The sequence below is a fragment of the Brevundimonas sp. genome (genome assembly GCF_027487935.1).
GTDB lineage: Bacteria > Pseudomonadota > Alphaproteobacteria > Caulobacterales > Caulobacteraceae > Brevundimonas.
Window position 1 is genome coordinate 89429 of the sequence record NZ_JAIYCP010000005.1, and the last position, 21993, is coordinate 111421.

Annotated in this window: 20 protein-coding genes and 1 other RNA gene; 6 read left to right on the forward strand and 15 right to left on the reverse strand. The window is 69.8% G+C overall.

Going from position 1 to position 21993, the window contains the following annotated elements; translation table 11 throughout:
• Position 1: 1 nt before the first annotated feature.
• On the reverse strand, positions 2-1030 hold the full coding sequence (gene mutY / locus Q0053_RS02570) for an A/G-specific adenine glycosylase (RefSeq protein ID WP_298095586.1): 1029 nt from the start codon (positions 1028-1030) through the stop codon (positions 2-4).
• Positions 1031-1051: 21 nt separating this feature from the next.
• Between mutY and Q0053_RS02575 the strand changes: the two genes are divergently transcribed.
• From Q0053_RS02575 to Q0053_RS02595, 5 genes are all read left to right on the forward strand, one after another.
• Positions 1052-1618, forward strand: coding sequence for a DUF721 domain-containing protein (locus Q0053_RS02575; protein WP_298095589.1), 567 nt, complete (start codon positions 1052-1054; stop codon positions 1616-1618).
• Positions 1619-1720: 102 nt separating this feature from the next.
• Positions 1721-2371, forward strand: coding sequence for a DsbA family protein (locus Q0053_RS02580; protein ID WP_298095592.1), 651 nt, complete (start codon positions 1721-1723; stop codon positions 2369-2371).
• Between the two features lie 8 nt (positions 2372-2379).
• Positions 2380-3018 (forward strand): DsbA family protein, encoded by a 639-nt coding sequence (locus Q0053_RS02585; RefSeq protein ID WP_298095595.1) that lies wholly within the window; start codon positions 2380-2382, stop codon positions 3016-3018.
• 14 nt (positions 3019-3032) lie between these two features.
• Positions 3033-6473: a chromosome segregation protein SMC gene (smc, locus tag Q0053_RS02590; RefSeq protein ID WP_298095597.1), complete on the forward strand. Its 3441-nt coding sequence runs from the start codon at positions 3033-3035 to the stop codon at positions 6471-6473.
• Positions 6470-7381 carry a DUF6438 domain-containing protein gene (locus tag Q0053_RS02595; protein WP_298095599.1) on the forward strand — a complete coding sequence of 304 codons (912 nt, stop codon included), beginning with the start codon at positions 6470-6472 and terminating at the stop codon, positions 7379-7381. Before smc ends, Q0053_RS02595 begins: the two co-directional genes overlap by 4 nt.
• 48 nt (positions 7382-7429) lie before the next feature.
• On the opposite strand, the gene Q0053_RS02600 is transcribed toward Q0053_RS02595, so the two are convergent.
• On the reverse strand, positions 7430-8140 hold the full coding sequence (locus Q0053_RS02600; RefSeq protein ID WP_298095601.1) for a WecB/TagA/CpsF family glycosyltransferase: 711 nt from the start codon (positions 8138-8140) through the stop codon (positions 7430-7432).
• A 60-nt stretch (positions 8141-8200) separates the two neighbouring features.
• Between Q0053_RS02600 and Q0053_RS02605 the strand changes: the two genes are divergently transcribed.
• Positions 8201-8647: a hypothetical protein gene (locus Q0053_RS02605; RefSeq protein WP_298095603.1), complete on the forward strand. Its 447-nt coding sequence runs from the start codon at positions 8201-8203 to the stop codon at positions 8645-8647.
• Here the strand turns inward: Q0053_RS02605 and murG are convergent.
• The 13 genes from murG to Q0053_RS02670 all read right to left on the reverse strand — a co-directional run bounded on the left by murG (position 8644) and on the right by Q0053_RS02670 (position 21967).
• Positions 8644-9732, reverse strand: coding sequence for an undecaprenyldiphospho-muramoylpentapeptide beta-N-acetylglucosaminyltransferase (murG, locus tag Q0053_RS02610; protein WP_298095605.1), 1089 nt, complete (start codon positions 9730-9732; stop codon positions 8644-8646). The genes Q0053_RS02605 and murG overlap by 4 nt on opposite strands.
• A 204-nt stretch (positions 9733-9936) precedes the next feature.
• Positions 9937-11118 (reverse strand): FtsW/RodA/SpoVE family cell cycle protein, encoded by a 1182-nt coding sequence (locus Q0053_RS02615; RefSeq protein ID WP_298095608.1) that lies wholly within the window; start codon positions 11116-11118, stop codon positions 9937-9939.
• Positions 11119-11124: 6 nt separating this feature from the next.
• Positions 11125-12489 (reverse strand): UDP-N-acetylmuramoyl-L-alanine--D-glutamate ligase, encoded by a 1365-nt coding sequence (gene murD / locus Q0053_RS02620; RefSeq protein ID WP_298095611.1) that lies wholly within the window; start codon positions 12487-12489, stop codon positions 11125-11127.
• Positions 12490-13599 (reverse strand): phospho-N-acetylmuramoyl-pentapeptide-transferase, encoded by a 1110-nt coding sequence (gene mraY, locus Q0053_RS02625; protein WP_298095613.1) that lies wholly within the window; start codon positions 13597-13599, stop codon positions 12490-12492. It abuts the gene before it with no gap.
• Positions 13599-14996: a UDP-N-acetylmuramoyl-tripeptide--D-alanyl-D-alanine ligase gene (gene murF, locus Q0053_RS02630; protein ID WP_298095616.1), complete on the reverse strand. Its 1398-nt coding sequence runs from the start codon at positions 14994-14996 to the stop codon at positions 13599-13601. The genes mraY and murF overlap by 1 nt, the downstream gene beginning before the upstream one ends.
• Entirely contained in the window at positions 14989-16458 is a 1470-nt protein-coding gene (locus tag Q0053_RS02635) for a UDP-N-acetylmuramoyl-L-alanyl-D-glutamate--2,6-diaminopimelate ligase (RefSeq protein ID WP_298095618.1), read from the reverse strand. The genes murF and Q0053_RS02635 overlap by 8 nt, the downstream gene beginning before the upstream one ends.
• The gene (locus Q0053_RS02640; protein WP_298095699.1) at positions 16455-18098 is read right to left on the reverse strand and encodes a penicillin-binding protein 2; all 1644 of its coding nucleotides are present in this window, start codon (positions 18096-18098) and stop codon (positions 16455-16457) included. The genes Q0053_RS02635 and Q0053_RS02640 overlap by 4 nt, the downstream gene beginning before the upstream one ends.
• 89 nt (positions 18099-18187) lie before the next feature.
• Positions 18188-18598, reverse strand: a complete 411-nt coding sequence (locus Q0053_RS02645) for a cell division protein (RefSeq protein WP_298095623.1) — start codon at positions 18596-18598, stop codon at positions 18188-18190.
• Complete coding sequence (gene rsmH, locus Q0053_RS02650; RefSeq protein WP_298095626.1) at positions 18595-19560, reverse strand: 16S rRNA (cytosine(1402)-N(4))-methyltransferase RsmH; 966 nt, start codon at positions 19558-19560, stop codon at positions 18595-18597. The genes Q0053_RS02645 and rsmH overlap by 4 nt, the downstream gene beginning before the upstream one ends.
• The gene (locus tag Q0053_RS02655; RefSeq protein ID WP_298095629.1) at positions 19557-19991 is read right to left on the reverse strand and encodes a division/cell wall cluster transcriptional repressor MraZ; all 435 of its coding nucleotides are present in this window, start codon (positions 19989-19991) and stop codon (positions 19557-19559) included. The genes rsmH and Q0053_RS02655 overlap by 4 nt, the downstream gene beginning before the upstream one ends.
• A 367-nt stretch (positions 19992-20358) precedes the next feature.
• Positions 20359-20736: RNase P RNA component class A (gene rnpB / locus Q0053_RS02660), an RNA gene on the reverse strand.
• A gap of 144 nt (positions 20737-20880) precedes the next feature.
• Entirely contained in the window at positions 20881-21582 is a 702-nt protein-coding gene (locus tag Q0053_RS02665) for an N-acetylmuramoyl-L-alanine amidase (RefSeq protein WP_367276670.1), read from the reverse strand.
• A 67-nt stretch (positions 21583-21649) separates the two neighbouring features.
• The gene (locus tag Q0053_RS02670; protein ID WP_298095635.1) at positions 21650-21967 is read right to left on the reverse strand and encodes a hypothetical protein; all 318 of its coding nucleotides are present in this window, start codon (positions 21965-21967) and stop codon (positions 21650-21652) included.
• Positions 21968-21993 lie beyond the last annotated feature (26 nt).

The window sequence follows — 21993 nt, forward strand, 5'->3', positions numbered from 1 at the left end:
GTCAGCCCAGCCCCCGCTCCAGCGCCTTCCTGAATACCGTCGGCAGTGACGCCAGCGCCTCATCGGGATCGGTCCAGACGAAATCCCCCTGGCCCTCCGCCACACGCACGGTCAGCGTCAGCGAGAAATGGGTGAAGACGTGCTCGATCGCGCCCGCTTCGCGCCAGTCGGCGGCGACGGGCGGTGAGGCCTCTGCGGTTCCGACACGCCATTCCGACGTCGGCAGCCCCGTCATCCCGCCCAGCAGCCCCTTGTCCGGCCGCCGCTCCAGCGCCACCCGGCCCCGCCCGTCGCGCAGGACCCAGGCGATCCCGGTGCGGTGCGGACGGTCCGCCTTCTTCGTCTTCAGCGGCCAGCGCTCCGGATGGCCGGACGCATGGGCGGCGCACCATTCGGTCAGCGGGCAGGCCTCGCACTGCGGCTTGCCGGGGCGGCAGACCGTCGCGCCCAGATCCATCAGGGCCTGCGGCCAGTCGCCCGGACGGTCGTCAGCCACCAGCGAACCGGCCAGCTGCCTGAGTTCCGGCTTCGCTCCCGGCAGCGGTGCCTCTACCGCGAACAGCCGCGCCATGACGCGCTCGACATTGCCGTCGACGACATTGGCCGGGCGGCCGAAGGCGATGGCGGCCACGGCGGCTGCGGTATAGGCACCGACCCCGGGCAGGGCCAGCAGACCGGCCTCCGTATCGGGAAACACCCCGCCGTGATCCCGGGCCACGGCACGGGCGCAGGCCAGCAGATTGCGCGCGCGGGCGTAGTAGCCGAGCCCCGCCCAGGCCGCCATCACATCGCTGTCGTCCGCCGCGGCGAGGTCTGAAACCGTGGGCCAGCGGGCGGTAAAGGTCTCGAAATAGGGCGTCGCATGCGGGGTGGTGGTCTGCTGCAGCATCACCTCGGACAGCCAGACCCGATAGGGATCGGGTGGCGGAGCTCCCGGCGGCGCGCGCCAGGCCAGCGCCCGTCCGTGGCGATCATACCATTCCAGCAAGGCTGCGCGGACGGCGGACACAGGATTGGGGACGGAACGCATCGACCGCGTTATAGACCGCAAATGCGCCGCACGCTGCCCACAGACGCCGAGGCCCGCGAAATCCTGTCGCGCCGACGCACGCGCCCTGCACCCCGCCCGGCGCCCAAGGCCGGCCGGGCCCTGCAGGCGTTGATCAAGGAGCTGGACGGCCGGTTCGGCCGCGGCGCGACCGCGTTGGAACCGCGCTGGCGCGAGATCGTCGGCGACCGGCTGGCGCGGGTGACCCGGCCGCAGAAATTGACCAAGGGCCGGGGCGGTGCCGGCGGAACCCTGGAGCTGCGCGTGGCCGGACCCGCCGCCCTGCTGGTGCAGCATCAGTCCGAAGACATACTGGCCCGGGTCAATCTGTTCCTGGGCGCGGGCAGCGTGGACCGGCTCAGGATCGCCCAGGGACCGGTCAAGCCGCCCCCGGACCTTGCGGCCGCACCGAAACGCCGTCCCGCCGCCCAGCCGCTGGCTGCGCATGAGGAAGCCGATCTGAAAGCCGCCCTCGACGGGGCACCCGACAGCCTGAAGGGGCCGCTGGAACGGCTCGGCCGCGCGGTTCTGGGCGATCCCGAAAAAGGCCGCGACCGTTCGGGCCGTTGACAAAACTTCGCCGTTTCTGTTCTCGAAAGTGATCAGGCGCGCGTATCGGTGGGGAATCGCGCGATGCTATTCAGAATCCCGCCCGCAGTTGAGGACGACGCCATGAGCGCCCAGACCAAATACGCCGCCATGAGCCGCCGCGCGGCAATGACCGCAGCGGCCCTTGCCGCCATGGCCACGCTCTCGGGCTGCGGCGGTGGAACCGGATCGTCGGTCGAGGGTGACATGGCCCTCGGGGCACCTGAAGGTGCCAAGGTCACGGTTGTGGAATACGCCTCGGTCACCTGCCCGCACTGCGCGTCGTGGCAGGAAGCCGTCTGGCCGGCGTTCAAGGCCAAATACGTCGACACCAACAAGGTTCGCTACGTCTTCCGTGAACTGCCGACGCCGCCGACCAATGTCGCGGTCGCCGGCTTCATGATCGCCCGCTGTGCCGGCGAGGACAAATATTTCGACGTCATCCACGGGATCATGGCCAGCCAGAATGAATGGCGGGCCGGGGTCAATCCGCGCGACACCCTGTTCCGGGTGGGCAACGGCGCCGGTCTGAACAATCAACAGATCGAGGCCTGCATCAAGGACCCTGACAATCTGAAGGCTGCAGAGGCGCGCAGCGAGGCCGCCGTCAAGGCCGGCGTCACCGGCACGCCCGCCTTCTTCGTCAACGGCGTCGCCATCGTCTCGCCCGGCTCGGAAGGCGCGACCCTGGCCGATCTGTCGCGCGCCATCGACGCCGAACTGGCCAAGGGCTGATCAGCCTGGTGACCAACCGGCGGCGCTTCTTTCTGACCCTGACGCTGGCGCTGCTGGCGCACGCTGTCGCGGCTTCCGCGTCAGGGTCGGATTCCGCCCAGGCCCGTCAGACGCTCGCCCCGGTAACAGCGGCGGACCGCAGCATCGGTCGCGCCGACGCGCCGGTGACGGTGATCGAATACGCCTCGTTCGCCTGCCACCATTGCGCGGACTGGCACCAGTTCGTCTATCCGGGCTTCAAGACCCGCTTCATCGACACCGGCAAGGTCCGGTTCGTGTTCCGCAACCTGCCGACCGACCCCCAGGAGATCGCCCTTCCCGGGGCCGCCCTGGCCCGGTGCGCCGCGCCCGAACGCTTCTTCGAGGTCGCCGCCGTCCTGATGCGGGGTCAGTCCGCCGTCCTCCGCGGCGGAAACCGTGAGGACTGGTATGGCCCGGCCATCGCTGTCAGCGGTCGCACCCAGGCCCAGATCGAAGCCTGCGCCACGAGCCCGGCGGTCGAGGCTGCCCTCGCCCGCGACATGGACAGCGCCGAGGCGGCGGGCGTCCACTCCACCCCGACCTTCTTCGTCAATGGACGTCAGGTGACGGACCGCTCGCTGGGCGGGCTGGAGGTCGCGATCCGGGCGGCCACCGCAGGCCAGTGACGGCGTAGGAGCCGATGCAGTTCCAGCGCCTCCGACTTGTGGGCTTCAAGTCCTTTGTCGACCCCGCCGAGGTGCATATCGAGCCGGGGCTGACCGGTGTCGTGGGCCCCAACGGCTGCGGCAAGTCCAATGTGCTCGAAGGCCTGCGCTGGGTCATGGGGGCCAACTCCGCCAAGGCCATGCGCGGTCAGGGCATGGACGATGTGATCTTCGCCGGTGCCGCCGACCGTCCGCCGCGCAACCATGCCGAAGTCCAGCTGACCATCGAAAATGCCCAGCGCCGGGCCCCGCAACCCTTCACCGACAGTCCGATGCTGGAGGTGTCGCGCCGCATCGACCGCGGTCAGGGCTCGACCTACCGCATCAACGGCAAGGAGGTCCGGGCCCGCGACGTGCAGCTGCTGTTCGCCGACGCCTCGACCGGTGCCAACTCCCCCGCCCTCGTCCGTCAGGGCCAGATCAGTGAACTGATCGCCGCCAAGCCACAGAACCGCCGTCGCATTCTCGAGGAGGCCGGCGGCGTCGCCGGCCTGCACACGCGCCGGCACGAGGCCGAGCTGCGGCTGAAGGCGGCAGAGGCCAACCTCGACCGTCTGGACGACATCGGTCGCGAGCTCGAGACCGCGCTGACGCGGCTGAAGCGGGAAGCCCGGCAGGCCGAACGCTACAAGAAGATTTCCGCCGAGATCCGTGCCCTGCAGGCGGCCCTGCTGTTCGTCCGCTGGAACGACGCCCGCATCGCCGCCGAGGCCGCGGCGCAGGAACTGGCCGACGCCGAGCGGGCCGTCGGCGATGCGACCGCCGCCTCAAGCCGGGCCCAGACGGCGGCACTGGCGGCGCAGGAGGCGCTGAAGCCGGCCCGCGAGGAGGACGCCGTCGCCGGAGCCCTGCTGCACCGCGCCAGCCTTGAGCGCGACCGGCTCGACATGGCCGAGCAGGCCGCCCGGGCCGAGGTCGACCGCCTGACGGCCGAGGCCGCCCGGATCGCCGCCGACATCGGACGCGAGACGGCCATGGCCGGCGACGCCGGGGACGAACTGGCCCGGCTGGGCACGGCGCTGGAGACCCTGACCGCCGAGATCGCCGGGGCCCCGACCCGCGGCCCGGAGCTGGAAGCCGCCCTCGCCGTCGCCGAGGACGCCCGCAAGGCCGCAGACGCCGAGGTCGAGCGCGTCGCCGGTGCCGCAGCCTCGGTCGAGGCGCGGGTCAATGCCGAAAGCGCCCGCAAGCGCGACGCCGAGGCCCGGGTGGCCCGGGCGGAGGCGCAGCTGGCTTCCACACAGGCCGAGCGCGCGGCGCTGGGGCCGCTGGAAACGCCCGAGATCGAGGCGGCGAAAACGGAGCTGGAAACGGCCCGGGCCGAGCTGGCGACCGCCCGCGCCGCGGTCGAGGCCGCCGAGACCGATCGCGGCGACCGCGCCCGTTGGGAGGCCGAGGCGCGCACCGCCGCCCGGACCGCAGAGGACCGTCTCGGCCGGCTGCAAACGGAGGCGCGCGGCCTTGCCCAGCTGCTGATGCAGGGCCGACGGGAGTATCCACCGGCACTGGACCGGGTGAAGGCCGACAAGGGCTATGAGGCAGCCCTGGCCGCGGCCCTCGGCGATGATCTGGATGCGGCGCTGGATTCGCGGGCCGCGACCTGGTGGGCCGGGGCAGAGGTGCCCGCCCCTGTCTGGCCGACCGGCGTCGAACCCCTGGCCGCCCATGTCTCCGCTCCCGATCAGCTGAAAGCCCGCCTCGCCCATTGCGGCGTGGCCCCGGCGAGCGAGATAGAGCGACTTTCCGGATCCCTGCCGGTCGGGGCCCGTCTGGTCACGGTCGCGGGCGACCTGTGGCGCTGGGACGGCTTCGTCCAGCGCGCCGAGGCCCCGCGTCCGGCCGCCGTCCGCCTCGCCCAGCGCACCCGCCTGTCCGAGCTGGAGGCCGAGATCGACGCCGGCAAGCCGGCGCTGGACAAGACCCAGACCGCGCTCAAGGCCGCGACCGAAGCCTTCCGCGCCGCCGAGGAGGCGGTGAAGACCGCCCGCGCCGCCCCCTTCCCGCTCGACAAGGCCGTGACCGCCGCCCGCGACCGGCTCGAAAGCCTCGGCCGCGACCAGGCGCGCAAGGAGGCGCGGGCCCTGGCGCTCGATGAGACCCTGACCCGGCTGACCACCGAGGTCGAGGCCGCCCGGGCGGCCCTTGCCGAGGCGCAAGGGTCCGACGCCCCGTCCGAAACCCTCGACGGCCTGCGCGCCGAACTGGCCACGGCGCGGACCGCGGCGGACACGGCGCGTGGCGCGGCGGCCACGGCCCGGGTCGAACGCGATGCCGAGGCGCGCGAGGTCGCGGGCCGTCAGGCGCGGCTGGACGGCCTGACCCGCGAACGCGACGGCTGGGCCGCGCGGGCACAGGACGCCACGGCCCGGATCGCGGCGCTGGAGAAGGATGCTGAGAAGACAGCGGCGCGGCTGACGGCGGCCGCAACGGCCCCCGAGCAGCTGGCCGCCCAGCGCTCATCCCTGCTCGACGCCCTGACCGTCGCCGAGACCCGGCGCAAGGCCGCCGGTGACGCCCTTGCGGTGGCGGAAGGCCTGGCCACCGAGGCCGACCGGACCGCGCGGGCCGCGGAAGCCACGGCGTCCTCAGCGCGCGAAGCCCGCGCCGGCCTGGCCGCAAGGGCCGAGGCCGTCGCCGAACGGCTGGTCGAGACCGAGGCCAATGTCCGGGAAACCGCCCAGATGTCCCCGGAAGAGCTGGGCCAGAAGCTGACCGACGATGCCATCGCCCGCCCGCCCGACGCCGCCGGTGCCGAAAGCCTGTTGTATGGCCTTGAGCGCGAGCGCGAGGCCCTCGGCGCGGTCAATCTGCTGGCCGAGGAAGAGGCCATCGAATACGGCGACCGGCTGCAGACCATGAGGGTCGAGCGCTCGGATCTCACGACCGCCATCGCCAAATTGCGCGACGGCATCGACGAGCTCAACGCCGAGGGCCGCGAGCGGCTGATCGCCGCCTTCGATGTCATCAACGACAATTTCAAGAGCCTGTTCGAGGCCCTGTTCGGCGGCGGCCAGGCCGAGCTGAAACTGGTCGAGAGCGACGATCCGCTGGAGGCCGGCCTCGAGATCTACGCCTGCCCGCCCGGCAAACGGCTGTCGGTCATGAGCCTGATGTCGGGCGGCGAACAGGCCCTGACGGCGGCGGCCCTGATCTTCGCCGTCTTCCTCGCCAATCCGGCCCCGGTCTGCGTCCTCGACGAGGTCGACGCCCCGCTGGACGACGCCAACGTCGACCGCTTCTGCCGCATGCTCGACGAGATGCGGAAGCGGACCGACACCCGCTTCATCGTCATCACCCACAATCCGGTGACCATGAGCCGCATGGACCGCCTCTACGGCGTGACCATGCCGGAGCGAGGGGTGAGCCAGTTGGTGAGTGTGGACCTGCAGCAGGCGGAAGAGATCGTGGCGGCATGAGGATCCGGCTCCCGATCGGTCTGTTCATCGCGGGTACGGTGACCATTGCGACGCTGGTATTCGCCGGGGAACGTATCGCGTTCGAGGCCCAGGCCCTGCTGCTCCGACCAACGGATCACGTGAACGACGCAAGCAGCTGGGGACCGGAAGTCACGATCTATTGCGACAAGCCGGGCTGCGAACCAGGGATGATTTACTACGAAGTCATTGTCGATGCGGCGGGGCGGCCACGCGCGCTTGTTAACGGGCTCGAGTTCCGATTCGACCCGTCGGCCCGCGGCAGGGCAGCAAGGGCAGCGCTCGCCGCCCGGTGGCCGGCGCCTGAGTCCGGTCGGCCATTCCGCGGATATCAGGTGGTGCTGAACGCGCCGCCGGAACGGCTGCCGACCCGTCACGTGCCCTTCCCCGATACAGAAGGTCAGGCGGTGAGCATTACCCTGGAGCGCGCCGGAAATTATGATCCCTACGGAATTTACTCGGTGACGCTCGACAATGACGGAGAGGTCGACTTCTGCGGGATGGGCCACGTCAAAGCGCTGGGTCCTCATCAGGCACGTATCAGCCGTGCGGCTTTTGAAGCCCTGGTTCAGAAATTCAGGGAGGCGGACTTCTTCTCGCTGGACGAGCACTACGTCTCCAACATAGCCGAAAGTGAAGACATCCATCTCCGCGTCCGGATCGGCGATCGGGAGAAGATGGTGATGGATTCCGCTGGCCGCCAAGTGGGCATGCCCGGCGTGATCAGAAGCCTTCAGAAGGCAGTGGACGAAGCGGCGGGAACCTCGCGATGGCTCGGCTCTCCGGACGAGTGGGCCTCTGACGGCGGCGACGTTCCGCAATGTCCGACAGACCTGTCTGAAGCGGGTCGGCGAGCCGTGGTGGCGAGCCGTAGGGCAGCGGGCGATTAGTCCCCTCCACCATGCTTCGCATGGTCCCCCTCCCCCAAGGGGGAGGAACTAGCGCCCGATGACCTCGGTCCTGAGGAACCAGCCCAAGATCGCCGGGCCTTCGATGACATAGCGGCGGAACATCCGGCGCGGCTGGCTCAGCAGGCGGTGCAGCCATTCCAGCGACAGCGTCTGGAAGATGCGCGGTGCCCGCTGCTGGCGGCCGGTCAGGAAGTCCACCGAGGCTCCGACGCACAGGGTCACGCCCGTAGTCCGCCCCGCAGCCCTCAGGGCGTGGGCGAACAGCTCCTGTTTCGGGAAGGAGACGCAGGCCAGCAGCACGTCCCACTCGGCCCCGGCGGCATGGCCGACAGCGGCGCGCCAGCCAAGGGTGCCGGGCGTCAGCATGGGGGCCTCGAGATATTTCAGGGTCTGGCGCGGATAACGGGCGGCCAGATCGTCGAACGCCGCGCGGTCGGGACCGAAGACGGCAATGGTCAGCCCCTCCGCCGCCGATGACGCCAGCAGGTCGGCCGTCATGTCCGAACCCGGATAGACCGGCAGGCTCACCCCCCGCAGCCGCGCCAGATGGCTGAGAATGCGGCTGTCGCAGATCTTCAGCGCCGCCCCCTCATAGACCTCGCGCCCCACCCGGCCGTCCATCAGCTTGACCACATGGTCGACATTGGGCGTCACCACATAGCCATAGGCCCCGCGCGCCATGTCCAGCACCCGGGCCAGCATCTGCGGCCGGTCGCCGTCGGCGAAATCGAGAGTCATGAACCGGGCCATGCGGACAAACTACTCCCGTCCCGGTCAACGCCCGGTTACGATGGCCGCATGTTCCTGACCCTTCTGTCGCTGCTGTCCGCCCAGCCCGCCCAGCCGCCGCACCGGTTCGTCTTCCTCGGTGCCGACCGGTTCGCCCACTATGCCGACCTGGCCAGCCTTCAGCCGGAGGGATCCGGCGGCCGCATCCGTGTGTTCCAGGTGGTCGAGCCCGATTTCCGCGCCGCCGGCAATGCGTACTGGGGCGGCTGGTCATGGTGGTCATTCGACTGCAGCGCAGACGGCAAGGTCGACCGGCTGGATTTCGCGGCCGTGCGCGAAGGCGGCGCGGAAGGCCCGGCCACGCGCGACGATGCGCCGCCCTTCGACGCCGTTCAGGGCGACGAGGCCTTTGAAATGGTGGTCGCGGCCTGCAACCCCGACGACTACGACACCGACGCCGTGACGCTGGAAGAGGCCGTCGCCCATGGCCGGATGAATCTGGCGGCTGTGGACTAGCCCGCCACCGCCTCAACCATGTCCGCCAGTTCCACGGTCGCGTCCGGCAGGGCCGCCGACAGCGCGCCCGCACTCATCGCCGCCAGCCGTGCCGGATCGCTCAACAGCGCCAGCAGCGCCGCCGTCAGCCGCTCGACCGTCGCCTCATCCTCCAGCACCACTTCCGCCCCGCCGGCCTCGACCAGGCTCAGGGCGTTGAAGCGCTGGTGGTCGTCCATGGCGATCTTCAGCGGGATCAGCAGCGACGGCAGGGCCGCCACTGCCAGCTCCGAACAGGTCGAGGCCCCGGCCCGGCCGATGACCAGATGCGTCGTCGCCAGCCGCCGCGCCATGTCGCCGAAGAAGGGCGCAACCTCAGCCTCGATCCCGGCCGCGGCATAGATGGCCCGTGCCGTCTCCAGCATCTCGGGCCGCGACTGCTGCTGCACCCGCAACCGCTTGCGCAAGGGGGCCGGCAGGGCGGCCAAGGCCTGCGGCACCGCCTCGGACAGAATGCGCGCGCCCTGGCTGCCGCCGGTGACCAGCACATGGATGGGCCCGCGCGCCTTCGGGGCGGCATAAGGCCGGTCGGACAGGGTGCGGATGTCCGGCCGCACCGGATTGCCGATCAGGCTGACGCGCGCCTCGACGCCCGACGGCACCAGCCGCAGGTTCGGAAAGGACGCCGCCACCGCGCCGACATAGGGGCTGAGCCAGCGGTTGGTCCGCCCCAGCACCGAATTCTGCTCATGCAACAACGTCGGCCGCCCCTGGCTCAGCGCCGCCAGCAGGGCCGGGGCCGAGGGGTAGCCGCCGAAGCCCACCACCACCGCCGCGTCCAGCCGCTGCAGCGCCGACCGCGCCTTGAACAGGCCCCGCGCGATGGCCACGCCCGCCTTCGCCAAGCCGATCGGTCCGCGCCCGGTCGCGGCGTCCAGCGCGATCCGCGCCTCGGCCGGAAAGGCCTGGGCATAGGCCTCGCCCCGGTGATCGGTGGCCAGCACGATCCGCCAGCCACGCCGCGCCAGCTCGCGTGCCAGCGCCTCGGCCGGGAACATATGCCCGCCGGTACCCCCGGCGGCGACGACGCAGACCCTGGATTTCATAGGCTGTGTTTGCCCGATGGCGCGCCCGCCCGCCACTCCCTTCCGCTATCGTCATCCTCCGGCGACCCTCGCGAAAGCGGGGGGAGACCGGGGGACCCAGCGGCGCCAAAGGCGAAATGTCGGAGGCGAACCCGCTCCCGGCAGGTTCGCGCTATCGCGCGCCGCTGGGTTCCGGCCTTCGCCGGAATGACGATAGCCGGGTGGTTAGGGCAAGATCCGCCCGCGATCCGGCAGGCTGGTTCCCGGCTCATAGGCGCCGGGACGACGTCGGGTCAGGGCCAGGGCCAGCCCCATGGTCAGCCCCATGGCCAGCATCGACGAGCCGCCATAGCTGATGAAGGGCAGGGTCATCCCCTTGGTCGGGATCAGGTTCAGGTTCACCGCGATATTGATACAGGCCTGCAGGCCGATCAGCATGAACAGCCCCGCCGCCCCGGTCTGTTCGAACGGATCGGTCAGCTTCATCGCCCGCCGCATCCCGCGCACCACGATGAAGGCATAGAGGCCGATCATGAGCAGCGACAGAACGAGCCCGAACTCCTCGGCCCCGACCGAATAGATGAAGTCGGTGTGCAGATCGGGGACGTGGCGTTTCATCACCCCCTCGCCGACCCCGCGCCCGACCAGACCCCCGGCGCGGATGGCCTCGGAGGCACGGTCAATCTGGTGGGTGTCGGCGGTCTCGGGCGAGAAGAAGCGGCTCAGCCGGTCACGCATATGGCTGAAGGCGAAATACAGGCCCACGACCCCGCCCGCCCCCGCCGCCGCCAGGGCCGCCACCCATTTCAGCGGCACCCCGGCCATGAAGAAGACGGCCATGAAGGTGGTGGTGATCAGCAGGGTCTGGCCGATGTCGGGCTGGATCAGCATCAGGCCGACGCACAGGGCCCAGGCCGCGAAGGCGATGGAGACCCCGGGCACTCCCTGCCCCTTCTGCGCCTCCGAGAACATCCAGGCGGCGAAGACGATCAGTCCCGGCTTGGCGAATTCAGAGGGCTGCAGGCTGAACGGGCCCAGGTTCACCCAGCGCGCGGCCCCCTTCACCTCATTGCCGATGAACGGCAGGGCAGCCATGACCACGATGGCGCCGAGCAGGGCCAGAAGGGCGATCCGGCGAACACCGCGCGGCGACAGAAGGGAGGCCAGCAGCATGGCCGCCGTCCCGCCCGAGGCCCAGACGATCATCCGCCAGGAATAGTGGAACGGGTCCGAGATCGACTCATCGGCGAGGATGGCGGCCGGGCTGGAGGCAAAACTGAGCGCCACACCGAGCCCGACCAGGGTCAGGGCCGCCGCCAGCAGGCCGCGATCGATCGTCCAGAACCATTTGGCGATGGGGCTCTGGTCGTTGCGCGAAAAGGCCGGGGTGTAGTTGTGCGCGGTCATGGTTCGCTAACCATGCCCTGAAGGGGTAGCGCCGAGGTTAAGGACGGCGGCCCGGAACGCCTCACCGCGCGCCTCGAAGTCGGGATACTGGTCGAAACTGGCGGCGGCGGGGCTGAGCAGCACCACCGCCTCGCGCCCGCTCGCGGCGGCAGCTTCCGCGGCGGCCTGCACGGCCGAGGCCATGTCGCCGCTGATCCGGTGCGGGGTGTCGCCCAGCCGGGCGGCGAAGGGCCCGGCCGACTCGCCGATCAGAAAGGCTTCGACGACCCGCGGGAACAGGTCCTCCAGCTCGTCGATCCCGCCCGCCTTGGCGCGCCCGCCCGCAATCCAGAAGCTGCGCTCATAGGACGACAGCGCCTGCCGCGCGGCGTCGGCGTTCGTGGCCTTGGAGTCGTTGATGAAGCGGACGCGGCCGAGACGGCCGACCTCCTCCATGCGATGGGCGAGGCCGGGGAAGGTCATCAGGCCTTCGACGGCGGCGTCATGCGGGACACCCACAGCGCGGGCGGCGGCGTATGCGAAGGCGGCGTTCTGGGCGTTGTGGCGACCGGGGAGCGAGCGGGCCGCAGCAAGATCGATGGTCTCACCCTCGGCCCTCAGCCGCCCGTCCGAGGCCTGAATGTCCGCAGGCGTTCCGCCGGTCGATACGGTAAGGGCACCAACCAAGGCCGCGGCAATGCCCCTGCCCCATTCCTCATCCACCCCGACCAGGGACAGGCCCGCATGGGCGAAGATCCGCGCCTTGGCGGCCACATACCCCTCCATCCCGCCATGCCGGTCGAGATGGTCCGGTGAGATGTTCGTCAGGATGGCCACGTCGGGCGCAAAGCCGGTCGTCAGGTCCAGCTGGTAGCTCGACACCTCGATCACATAGACTCCCACCTCGGCCGGCGCCGGCAGGGCCAGCACGCCGATGCCGATGTTGCCGCCGACGGCGACCTTCAGCCCGGCCTGTTTCAATACCCAGCCGATCAGGGCGGTGGTGGTGGACTTCCCGTTGGTGCCGGTGATGGCGATGACCTTCGGCCGCACCGTCCCGGGCGTGCGCGCCATGGCGCGGGCGAAAAGCTCGATGTCGCCGATGATCTCGACGCCCGCCGCCTTCGCCTTGTCGACGCTCCAGTGCGGTTTCGGGTGGGTCAGGGGCGCGCCGGGGGACAGGACCAGGGCCGCGAACTGCGACCAGTCGGCCCGGCTCAGGTCCTCGACCGCAAAGCCCTCGGCCTCGGCCTGCATCCGCCCCGAGACGCCGTCGTCCCACAGGATGGGGATGGCACCCCCGGCGTGCAGCGCGCGCGCCGCCGTGATCCCCGACCGCCCCAGGCCGAAGACCGCGACGCGCTGCCCCTCGAAACCGGGGACCGGGATCATCTAGCGCAGCTTCAGCGTGGCGAGGCCGATCAGGGCCAGCATGGCGGAGACGATCCAGAATCGGATCACCACCGTCGACTCCGGCCAGCCCATCTTCTCGAAATGGTGGTGGATCGGGGCCATCAGGAAGATGCGCTTCTTGGTGGCCTTGAAATAGGCGACCTGGATCATGACCGAGGCGGCCTCGATGACGAACAGGCCGCCGACGATGCCCAGCACCAGTTCGTGCTTGGTGGCCACGGCGATGGCGCCCAGGGCGCCGCCGAGGGCCAGCGAACCGGTGTCGCCCATGAAGATCTTGGCCGGTGGGGCATTGTACCAGAGAAAGCCCGTGCCCCCGCCGATGATGGCCGCCGTGAAAATCGCCAGCTCGCCGGCACCCGGGACGTGGTGGACGCCCAGATAGTCCGAGAAGATGAAATTGCCGACCAGATAGCTGATGATGCCGAAGGCCCCGGCCGCCATCATGACCGGCACGATCGCCAGGCCGTCGAGGCCGTCGGTCAGGTTCACGGCATTGGAAAAGCCGACCATGGTGAAGGCGGCGAACAGGACATAGAACCAGCCGATATTCAGCAGCACGGCCTTGAAGAAGGGGAAGGCGATCGAGGTCTCGAGGTTCGGCGAGGTCGGCGAGGCCTTCATCCAGATCACGGTCAGGATGCCGGCGATGACCGAAACCACCACCTGGGCCAGCAGCTTCTGTTTCGAGGTCAGCCCGGCCGAGGTCTGTTTCGACACCTTGGCATAGTCGTCGACGAAGCCCAGCAGGCCGAAGGCTGCGGTCACCCCGGAGACGATCCAGATATAGGGATTGGTCAGGTCGCCCCACAGGAAGACCGCCACGGCGATGCCCGCCAGGATCATCAGCCCGCCCATGGTCGGGGTGCCGACCTTGGACAGGTGCGAGACCGGTCCGTCGGCGCGGATCGGCTGGCCCTTGCCCTGTTTGAGCCGCATCCAGTCGATGAAGCGGCTGCCCATGGTGACGGCCACGATCATGGCCGTGGCCATGGCCAGCGCCACCCGCACCGTCTGGTACTGGACCAGGTTGAGCAGCGGATAATCCTGCGCGATGTCGGCGTAGTGGAGATAGAGCAAGTAGAACATCAGGCAGCCCCTCCCAGAGCAGCAAGAGCCTTGGCGATCAGCGCCGCCTTCGATCCGTTGGAACCCTTGACCATGACGATGTCGCCCGGGCCCACCAGCATGGCGGCCTCGGCGGCCAGTTCGGCGGCGGTCTCGCGCCACAGGCCCTGACGCGAGCCCGGCAGGTCGTCATACAGCCGCTTCATCTCGGGCCCGGCGGCGTGGACCAGATCCAGTCCCGCGGCCTCGATCGGCCCGGCCAGGCCCTTGTGCAGGGCCTCGGACTGGTCGCCCAGCTCCAGCATGTCGGTCAGGACCACAATCCGCCGCCCGCCCGTGGCCGGCAGCGGCCTGGCGCCGAGGCTGCGGAAACCGGCCGCCATCGACAGCGGATTGGCGTTGTAGCTCTCGTCGATCAGGGTGAAGGCCCCGCCCGGCGCATGGACCACAACCGTCTGCCCCCGCCCCGCCAGCGGCTGGAACTCCGAAAGGGCCGCCAGAGCCGTGTCCAGCGGCACGTCCAGAGAATCCAGCATCAGCAGGACACAAAGGCTGTTCAGACCCCAGTGGAAGCCGGACTGGGCCAGCTGGAACCCGATCGTCCGCCCGAACAGCTCGGCCCGCACGCGCGCGCCGTTGTCGTGCGGCTGGAAATCGATCAGACGCGCATCACAGCCGGGGACCGTTCCAAAGGTCGCGATCCGCGCCCCGGCACGCCGGGCCGCACCGTCCAGCACGGGGGCGAAGACCACGTCGGCATTGAAGATCGCCACGCCGTCGTCGGCCAGTCCCTCAAAGATGGCCGCCTTCTCCGCCGCCACCCCGGCCTCGCCGTCGGCAAAGGCCTCGATATGCACGGGACCGACCGTGGTGACACAGGCGGCATGCGGCCGGACCATCCGCGAAAGGGGCGCGATCTCGCCCGGCGCATTCATGCCGATCTCGAACACCGCCCGTTCGGTCGTGCGCGGCATCCGCGACAGGGTCAGGGGCACGCCGATATGGTTGTTGTAGCTCTTGATCGAGGCGTGGGACGGCCCTGCCAGATCCAGGCCCGCCTTGATCGCCTGGGTCACACTGGTCTTGCCGACCGAGCCCGTGACCGCGCCGCGCCGGGCCGGGGTCCGGTCCCGCGCCGCCATGCCCAGGGCCTCGAGACCGCGCAGGGTATCGGCCACGACCACGCACGGGCCGCCCCCGACGGGATGTTCGGTGATCGCCCCCGCCGCCCCGGCGGCAAAGGCGGCGGCCGCGAAATCGTGGCCGTCCCGCGCGCCCTTAAGCGCCAGGAACAGGTCGCCCGGCACGATCTCGCGGCTGTTGTAGGTAATGCCCCCTGCCTCGAAGGCCGCGCCGGACAGGGTCCCACCCGTGGCGGCAACGATTTCGGCAGAGGTCCAGAGGGGTCTGTCAGGCATGGATACGCAGGGCTTCGGCGGCTTCGGTGGCGTCGTCGAACGGGTGGGTCACGCCGCCGACGATCTGTCCCTGCTCATGCCCTTTTCCGGCGATGATCACCACATCTCCGTCGCCCATCATTTCGATCGCCTCGCGGATGGCGGCGCGGCGGTCGCCGATCTCGCGCGCACCCGGACAGCCCGCCCGCACCGCCTTGCGGATGGCCGCCGGGTCCTCCGAGCGTGGATTGTCGTCCGTCACAATGGCCACATCGGCCAGGCGGCCGGCGATCTCGCCCATCATCGGCCGCTTGGCCCGGTCCCGGTCGCCGCCGGCCCCGAAGACCACGATCAGCCGGCCCGTCGCATGCGGCCGCAGCGCCTTCAGCACCGTCTCCAGCCCGTCCGGCGTGTGGGCATAGTCGACATAGACCTCGCCCCGGCCGCTGCCCGGAATACGCTGCAACCGGCCCCGCGCGCCGGTGATCTTCTCCAGCCCGGCCAGCACCCGCTCGGGCGTCTCGCCGGCGGCGATGCACAGGCCTGCGGCGACCAGCGCATTCGAGGCCTGGAAGGCCCCGGCCAGAGGCAGCAGGACCTCATGCAGGGTCCCCCGCGCATCGATCGTCAGCCGCTGGCCCTCAGGCGTCGCCCGGCGCGCGATCAGCGACAGGTCCCGCCCCCGCTCGCCCACGCCCATGATGCCCAGCCCGGACATGATCGAAGCCGCCGCGAAGCTGGAATAGGCGTCGCTGTCGGCGTTCAGAACCGCGGTTCGGCCGCGCGGCAGCAGGGTCTCGAACAGCCGCAGCTTGGCGCTGCGATAGCTGTCCATGTCGCCGTGATAGTCGAGATGATCCTGGCTCAGATTTGTGAAGGCCGCCGCCTGCAGGGTGACCCCGTCCAGCCGGCGCTGGTCGATGCCGTGCGACGAGGCTTCGAGCGCCAGATGGGTGACGCCGCTCGCGGCCAGATCCGCCAGGATCCGCGCCGCGTCGGCCGCGTCCGGACTGGTCAGGCCGGGCCCCGTCAACGCCCGGTTAACGTTACCCATTTGTGCCAAAACCCCGAGGGTCCCCATGCTCGCGGCATGCAGGCCCAGGGCGGCCCAGATTTCGCGGCAGAAGGCGGCCACCGAGGTCTTGCCGTTGGTGCCGGTGACGGCCACGCAGGTCGCGGGCTGGGCGCCATAAAAGTCGCGCGCCGCGAGGGCATAGGCCCGACGCACATCGCCCGAGGTGATCAGGACCGGGGCCAGGCCCGCATCCGTGTCACTGGGGGCCAGCACCGCCGCCGCGCCCTGCGACAGGGCTTGCGGGATGAAGGCCCGGCCGTCAGCCACGCTGCCCGGCAGGGCTACGAACAGCGAACCCGGCGCGACCTTGCGGCTGTCGGCCGTGACTCCGGTGATCATCGGATCGGCGGCCACGTCGCGGCGCAGCAGTTCCGACAGCTTGATCGGGGCAGGCCGGGTCGCGTTCATCGCCCGTCGCCTTCCAGATCCTCGAACGCCGGGATGCGCTCGCCGAGGGCCGTCCGATAGGGATCGGCCTTGCGCGCCACGCCGAGGAAGCCGGCGATGCGGTCGGCGATACGACCGACAGCCGGGGCAGCGACGAAGCCGCCGGTCCGCGGATAGGTTTGCGGCTCGTCGATCAGCACCAGGATCTGGTAACGGCGGGCGTTCACCGGGCCGTCAGCGGGGAAGACCCCGGCGAAGGTGCCGACCGCATGGGCGGTGTTGTAGCGGCCGTTGACCGACTTGTTGGCCGAGCCGGTCTTTCCGCCGACCCGCAGGCCCGGCGCCTCGGCCCGGCCGCCCGAGCCGCGCACGACATTGCGGCGCATCAGGTCCAGCATGGTCAGGGAGGTCTCGGGCGAAACGATCTGGCGGCCCCGCACATCCGGCCGGCCGCCCTTGCGCAGCGTCAGGGGAATGAATCGACCACCGTTGGTCAAGGCTCCCATGGCCGCGGCCATCTGCATCGGTGTGATCGAGATGCCGTAGCCGAACGACAGCGAGGCCAGGGTCGAGTCCGACCATTCGCCCGGCAGAATGGGCGCTTCCGAGGGAATCTCGAACGGAGCCCGCGACATCAGGCCGAACCGTTCGAAATAGTCGCGCATCACCCGCGGTCCCATCTCGGTCGACAGTCGCGAGGTGCCGATGTTGGACGAGTGGAGATACACCTCCTCCAGCGTCATCACCTTGTTCTGGGCATGGAAGTCCGTGATGCGGCGATTGCCGATCTGAAGCGCCTCGGACGCATCCAGCAGGGTGTTCATGTCGGCCCGGCCGGTGTCGATGGCAGCGGCGACCGTGAAGGTCTTGAACACCGATCCCATTTCATAGGTGGCGGCGGTGGCCAGGTTGCGTGAGTTGGACGCCGGCCAGCTGGCCATGCCGAGCACTTCGCCCGTCTGAACATCGGTGATGATGCCGACGGCACCGAGCGCCCCGGTCGCCTCGGCGGCCGCGGCCAGTTCGTTTTCCAGAACACCCTGGACCCGCAGATCGATGGATATCTGGAAACTCTCGCCACGGGCACCCGCGGCCCGGATCTCGTCGTTGAAGGCGCGCTCGGCCGCGGACAGGCCCACCCCGCCGGTATCGACACTGCCGATCACATGGCGGGCGGACTCACCGAGCGGATGGACGCGGACGTCCTCGGGCTCGAAGCTGACGCCGCCGAGGGCCAGGTTGTGGACCGCCACCTTTTCCCGCGGGGTCAGGCGGTTGACGACCAGCAGACGACGATCGCCGTACAGGGCTGCCTGGAGCCGGGTCCGCGACACACGCGGCAGGGCTCGCCGGATCTGCGCCGCCGCCGCCCGCCGGTCCCAGACCTGGGCCGGGTCGATATAGAGGCCGTAGTGGACGATGTTGGTGGCCAGCAGGGCCCCGTTGCGGTCAACCAGATCAGCGCGAACGACCGCATTGGGGTGGGAGTCCGCTCCGGCACCGGCTCCGGCCGTCAACAGGGCTGCGTGCACGGCCCCCAAGGTCAGGCAGACAAAGACCGCCGAGAAGGCCGACAGGATGACGAAGATCCGGACCCTTGTGTCCTCCTCGGGCCGGGCGACGGCACGGGCCCGACCGAAGGCGTGTTCGACCCACCACATGGCTTCGGTCAGCCAGCGCCATGAGGGCGTGAAGCGACGCACATCCCAGGACGGTGCCGGGCGGGAACCCAGATGCGGATCCTGGACGCTCATCGCTCGGCCTCCGGCGCAGGCGCGGGCGCGGGCGGGACCGGCGCGGGCGTTGCGATGACGGCCGGTCCGGGCTCCGGGATCGGGGCCAGGGTCGGAAGATTCTCGACCCTCGCCTGACGATGCACATCGACAGGCACCAGGCCCGCCCCGCGCGACAGGGCCTCAAGCCGGTTGGGCTGTTCCAGCCGGGCCACCTCCGCGCGCAGCAGGCGCACTCGCTGACCATTGTCACTGATCTGCTGTTCGAGGTCCGAGATACGGGCGCTCTCGCGCGCCGCCCCTGCCTTGGCCAGATAGACCGAGAAGACCATGACCGCGACCAGCAGCACGCCGATGATCTCGATCCAGCGGATGCCGCGGATCTTCCAGGCGAAGAGACGGTTCAGGGTGGCGACGGCCGTATTCATGCAGCGACCCTCCCCTCGAAGGCACCCCAGGGGGCAGCCTCGGTCCGGACCGCGGCCCGGAGCTTGGCCGAGCGCGCCCGGGGATTGTCGGCCCGCTCCGTGTCGCCGGCCTCGCGCGCGCCCTTGAATGACAGGTTGAAGCTGGGCTTGCGGGTCTCGATCGCGACCGGAGCATGGCGCGAGCCGCCGGGGGCGTTGCCCGTCCGCTCGGTCAGGAAGGCCTTGACGATCCGGTCCTCCAGCGAATGGAAGGTGACCACCGCCAGCCGACCGCCCGGCGACAGGGCCGCCTCGGCCGCCTCCAGTCCCTGACGCAGTTGTCCCAGTTCGTCGTTCACGGCGATGCGCAGCGCCTGGAACACGCGCGTGGCCGGATGGATCGGCGCACCCCGGCGGCCGCCCAGCGCCTTTTCGACCACGGCAGCCAGATCCAGCGTCCGCTCGAACGGCCTTTCCACGCGCCGGCGCAGGATGGCCGTGGCGACCCGCCCCGACTGACGCTCGTCGCCGTACAGTTTGAAGATATGGGCCATCGGCCCGTGGTCCCAACCGTTGACGATGTCGGCGGCGGTCTCGCCCTCATCGCCCATCCGCATATCCAGCGGACCGTCGCGCATGAAGGAAAAGCCGCGCTCGGCCTGATCGAGCTGCATCGACGAAACGCCGATGTCGAACACCACCCCGTCCAGCCGCGCCTCGCCGCTGTCGGCAAAGGCCTCGGCCAGGCCGGAGAAGGGCGTGCGCACCAGCCGGAATTGGCCCGGATAGTCATTGGCCACGGCCTCGGCGTGCGGCTGCACCGTCGGATCGCGATCGAGAGCGATCACCGTGGCTCCGGTGGCCAGGATGGCGCGGGTATAGCCGCCGGCCCCGAAGGTGGCGTCGATGATCACATCGCCGGCAACCGGAGCCAGGGCCTCGATCACTTCGGCCAGCAGGACGGGGGCGTGGGGCGAGGTCATCCCGCCTCCCCGTTCATGACCTGCCGGGCCAGGGCGCGGCGGGCGTCGCGGCGGGCGTTCCAGCGCGCGCGGTCCCAGATCTGAAAGCGCGGCCCGAGGCCGACGATGACCACATCCTCACCCAGCCCGGCATCCTGGCACAGGCTTTCCGGCAGGGTGATCCGGCCGCCGCCGTCGTAGGAGAGCGGGCGCTGGCCGGCGTAGAAGGTCTCTTCAAGGGCAGTGCGTTTGTCGCTGCCGAACGGCAGGGCCTCGATCCGGGCGACATATTCGGCCATCAGCCGGTCACCACCGGCCTCAAGACAGTCATCGGCCAGGGCGAAGAAGCAGAAGACGCCATGCTCGGCGCCATTGTCGGCGGTGCGGAACTCCTGCGGAATCAGCAGGCGCCGCTTGCCGTCCAATTGTTTCTCGTAGGTCGAGAGAAACACGCCCTGCCCCAACTCGGACCCTTCGGTCCGCCCCTCTGATCCCCGTGAACCTCACGCGGCGCACACCAACCCCGCGCCAGGTGAATGGGATAGCATGGGATGAAATGGGTCTCAATGGGATTAGTTGACGAAAGTTAACCTCAATTGGGGCAAGCAGAACTGCAACGGCGTGAACAGAGACAGAACATCCCCAGTATTAACAGCCTGTGGGCCAATCCTGCGCCGCATTCGGGGCCAAGGGGTTAACAGAAGCGGAAGGGCCGACACCGGTCGCGGGGCCCGATACGACGCAGCCCGGGTCAAGTCGGAGGCTGACGATGCGCTCAAGCAGCGAGCCGCCGCGCGGCGAGCGTTAGCGCCCAAAAATTATGTCAGACGGCCTGTAAGCCGGGTTCTGTACCGTCCGGAGACGGTGACGATCATTCCTCTGGACCGCCCGTTGCCGGACGGTTCTCGCGACCTACCCGGACGCCTCGGGCGGTGAACCCTGCGAGCAAGCTCGCGCGACGTCCCTATTCGGTCTTGCTCCAGGCGGGGCTTGCCATGCCGTCCCTGTTACCAGGCACGCGGTGGGCTCTTACCCCACCCTTTCACCCTTCCCTGCCCCGAGGGGCAGGCGGTTTGCTTTCTGTGGCGCTATCCCTCGGGTCACCCCGGGCGGGCGTTACCCGCCGCCTCTTCACCGTGGAGCCCGGACTTTCCTCGACGAGGGCAAAACCCCCGCCGCGACCGCCCGGCCGTCTGACGCGGCGACAGATGGGCCGGAAGAGGGTTGGCGTCAAATTCTCCCTCCCCTTCATGGGGAGGGTGGCTGTCGCGCAGCGACAGACGGGTGGGGCACAGCCGCACGGTTCTCCCTCCCCACTTCGGGGGAGGGAGAAGGCGATGGTCAGTTCAACACCCCGGTCACACTCTCCGCCGTCGCCAGCTGGAGCACCCCCATCAGGGTCGCCCGCGTCTCGCCGTCCGCTACCCCGTCCACCTGCCCCGGCCGCCAGTGGCGCTGGAAGGCCTCGACGGTGAGCCGGGTCGCCTCGTCATAGGTCCCGCCCGGCGTCAGGGCATAGCCCAGCCGGTGCAGGCCGGCGCGCAGGACGATCACCCCCAGCCCCTCGTCGCCGACACCCAGGGGCACGCCCAGCGCCGCGATCCGCTCCGGTGCCGGCTCGAACCACAGGCCGTGGCCGATCGCGGCCAGCCGCTTCCACGGAAACCGCTCGCCGGGATCCTGCTTCCGCTCCGGTGCCAGGTCCGAATGACCGATGATACGGGCGTCGGGAATGGTCCAGCGGGTGCGGATGTCGTTGATCAGGCTGATCACCGCATCGATCTGGACCTCGGGGAAGTCGCGATAGCCGAACTCATGACCCGGATTGACGATCTCGATACCGATGGAGGCGGCGTTGCAGTCGGTCTCGCCTTGCCATGCCCCCTTGCCGGCATGCCAGGCGCGGCGCTCCTCGGCCACCAGCCGCAGTATCGCGCCGTCTTCATCGACCACATAGTGGGCCGAGACCTGGGCTTCAGGATCGCACAGCCGCGCAACCGCCTCATCGGCCGTGCGCATGCCGGTATAGTGCAGCACCAGCATGTCCGGTGGGCCGCGCCGGGCGTTGAAGTTTGGGGACGGGACGTCCTTGACGCTGAGCACGGCGCGCTTACCGGCCGGGCCGCTCCCAGCCATAGGCGACCCACCCGCCGTCGACCTTGTGCGCCTCGATCACGTCATCGGCCCGACGGGCCCGGACGGCGGCCTTGCGGCGCGCGCCCATGGCCAGGCCGGCGAAGAAGACCAGAACAGCGACGAACAGGGCGATCACCGCCACGGCCACGGCGGTGAAAACCGCCAGCACAGCGCCCACCGTCATGGCGACGAGGGTTGCGATCACGCCTGCCAGCCACATGACCGGGGCCAGCAGTCCGTTCGACGGACGGCGCGACGACGGGCCGAAGATCAGACGGTCGGACTGGGTCATCAAATCACCTCAACAGACGCTGGAAG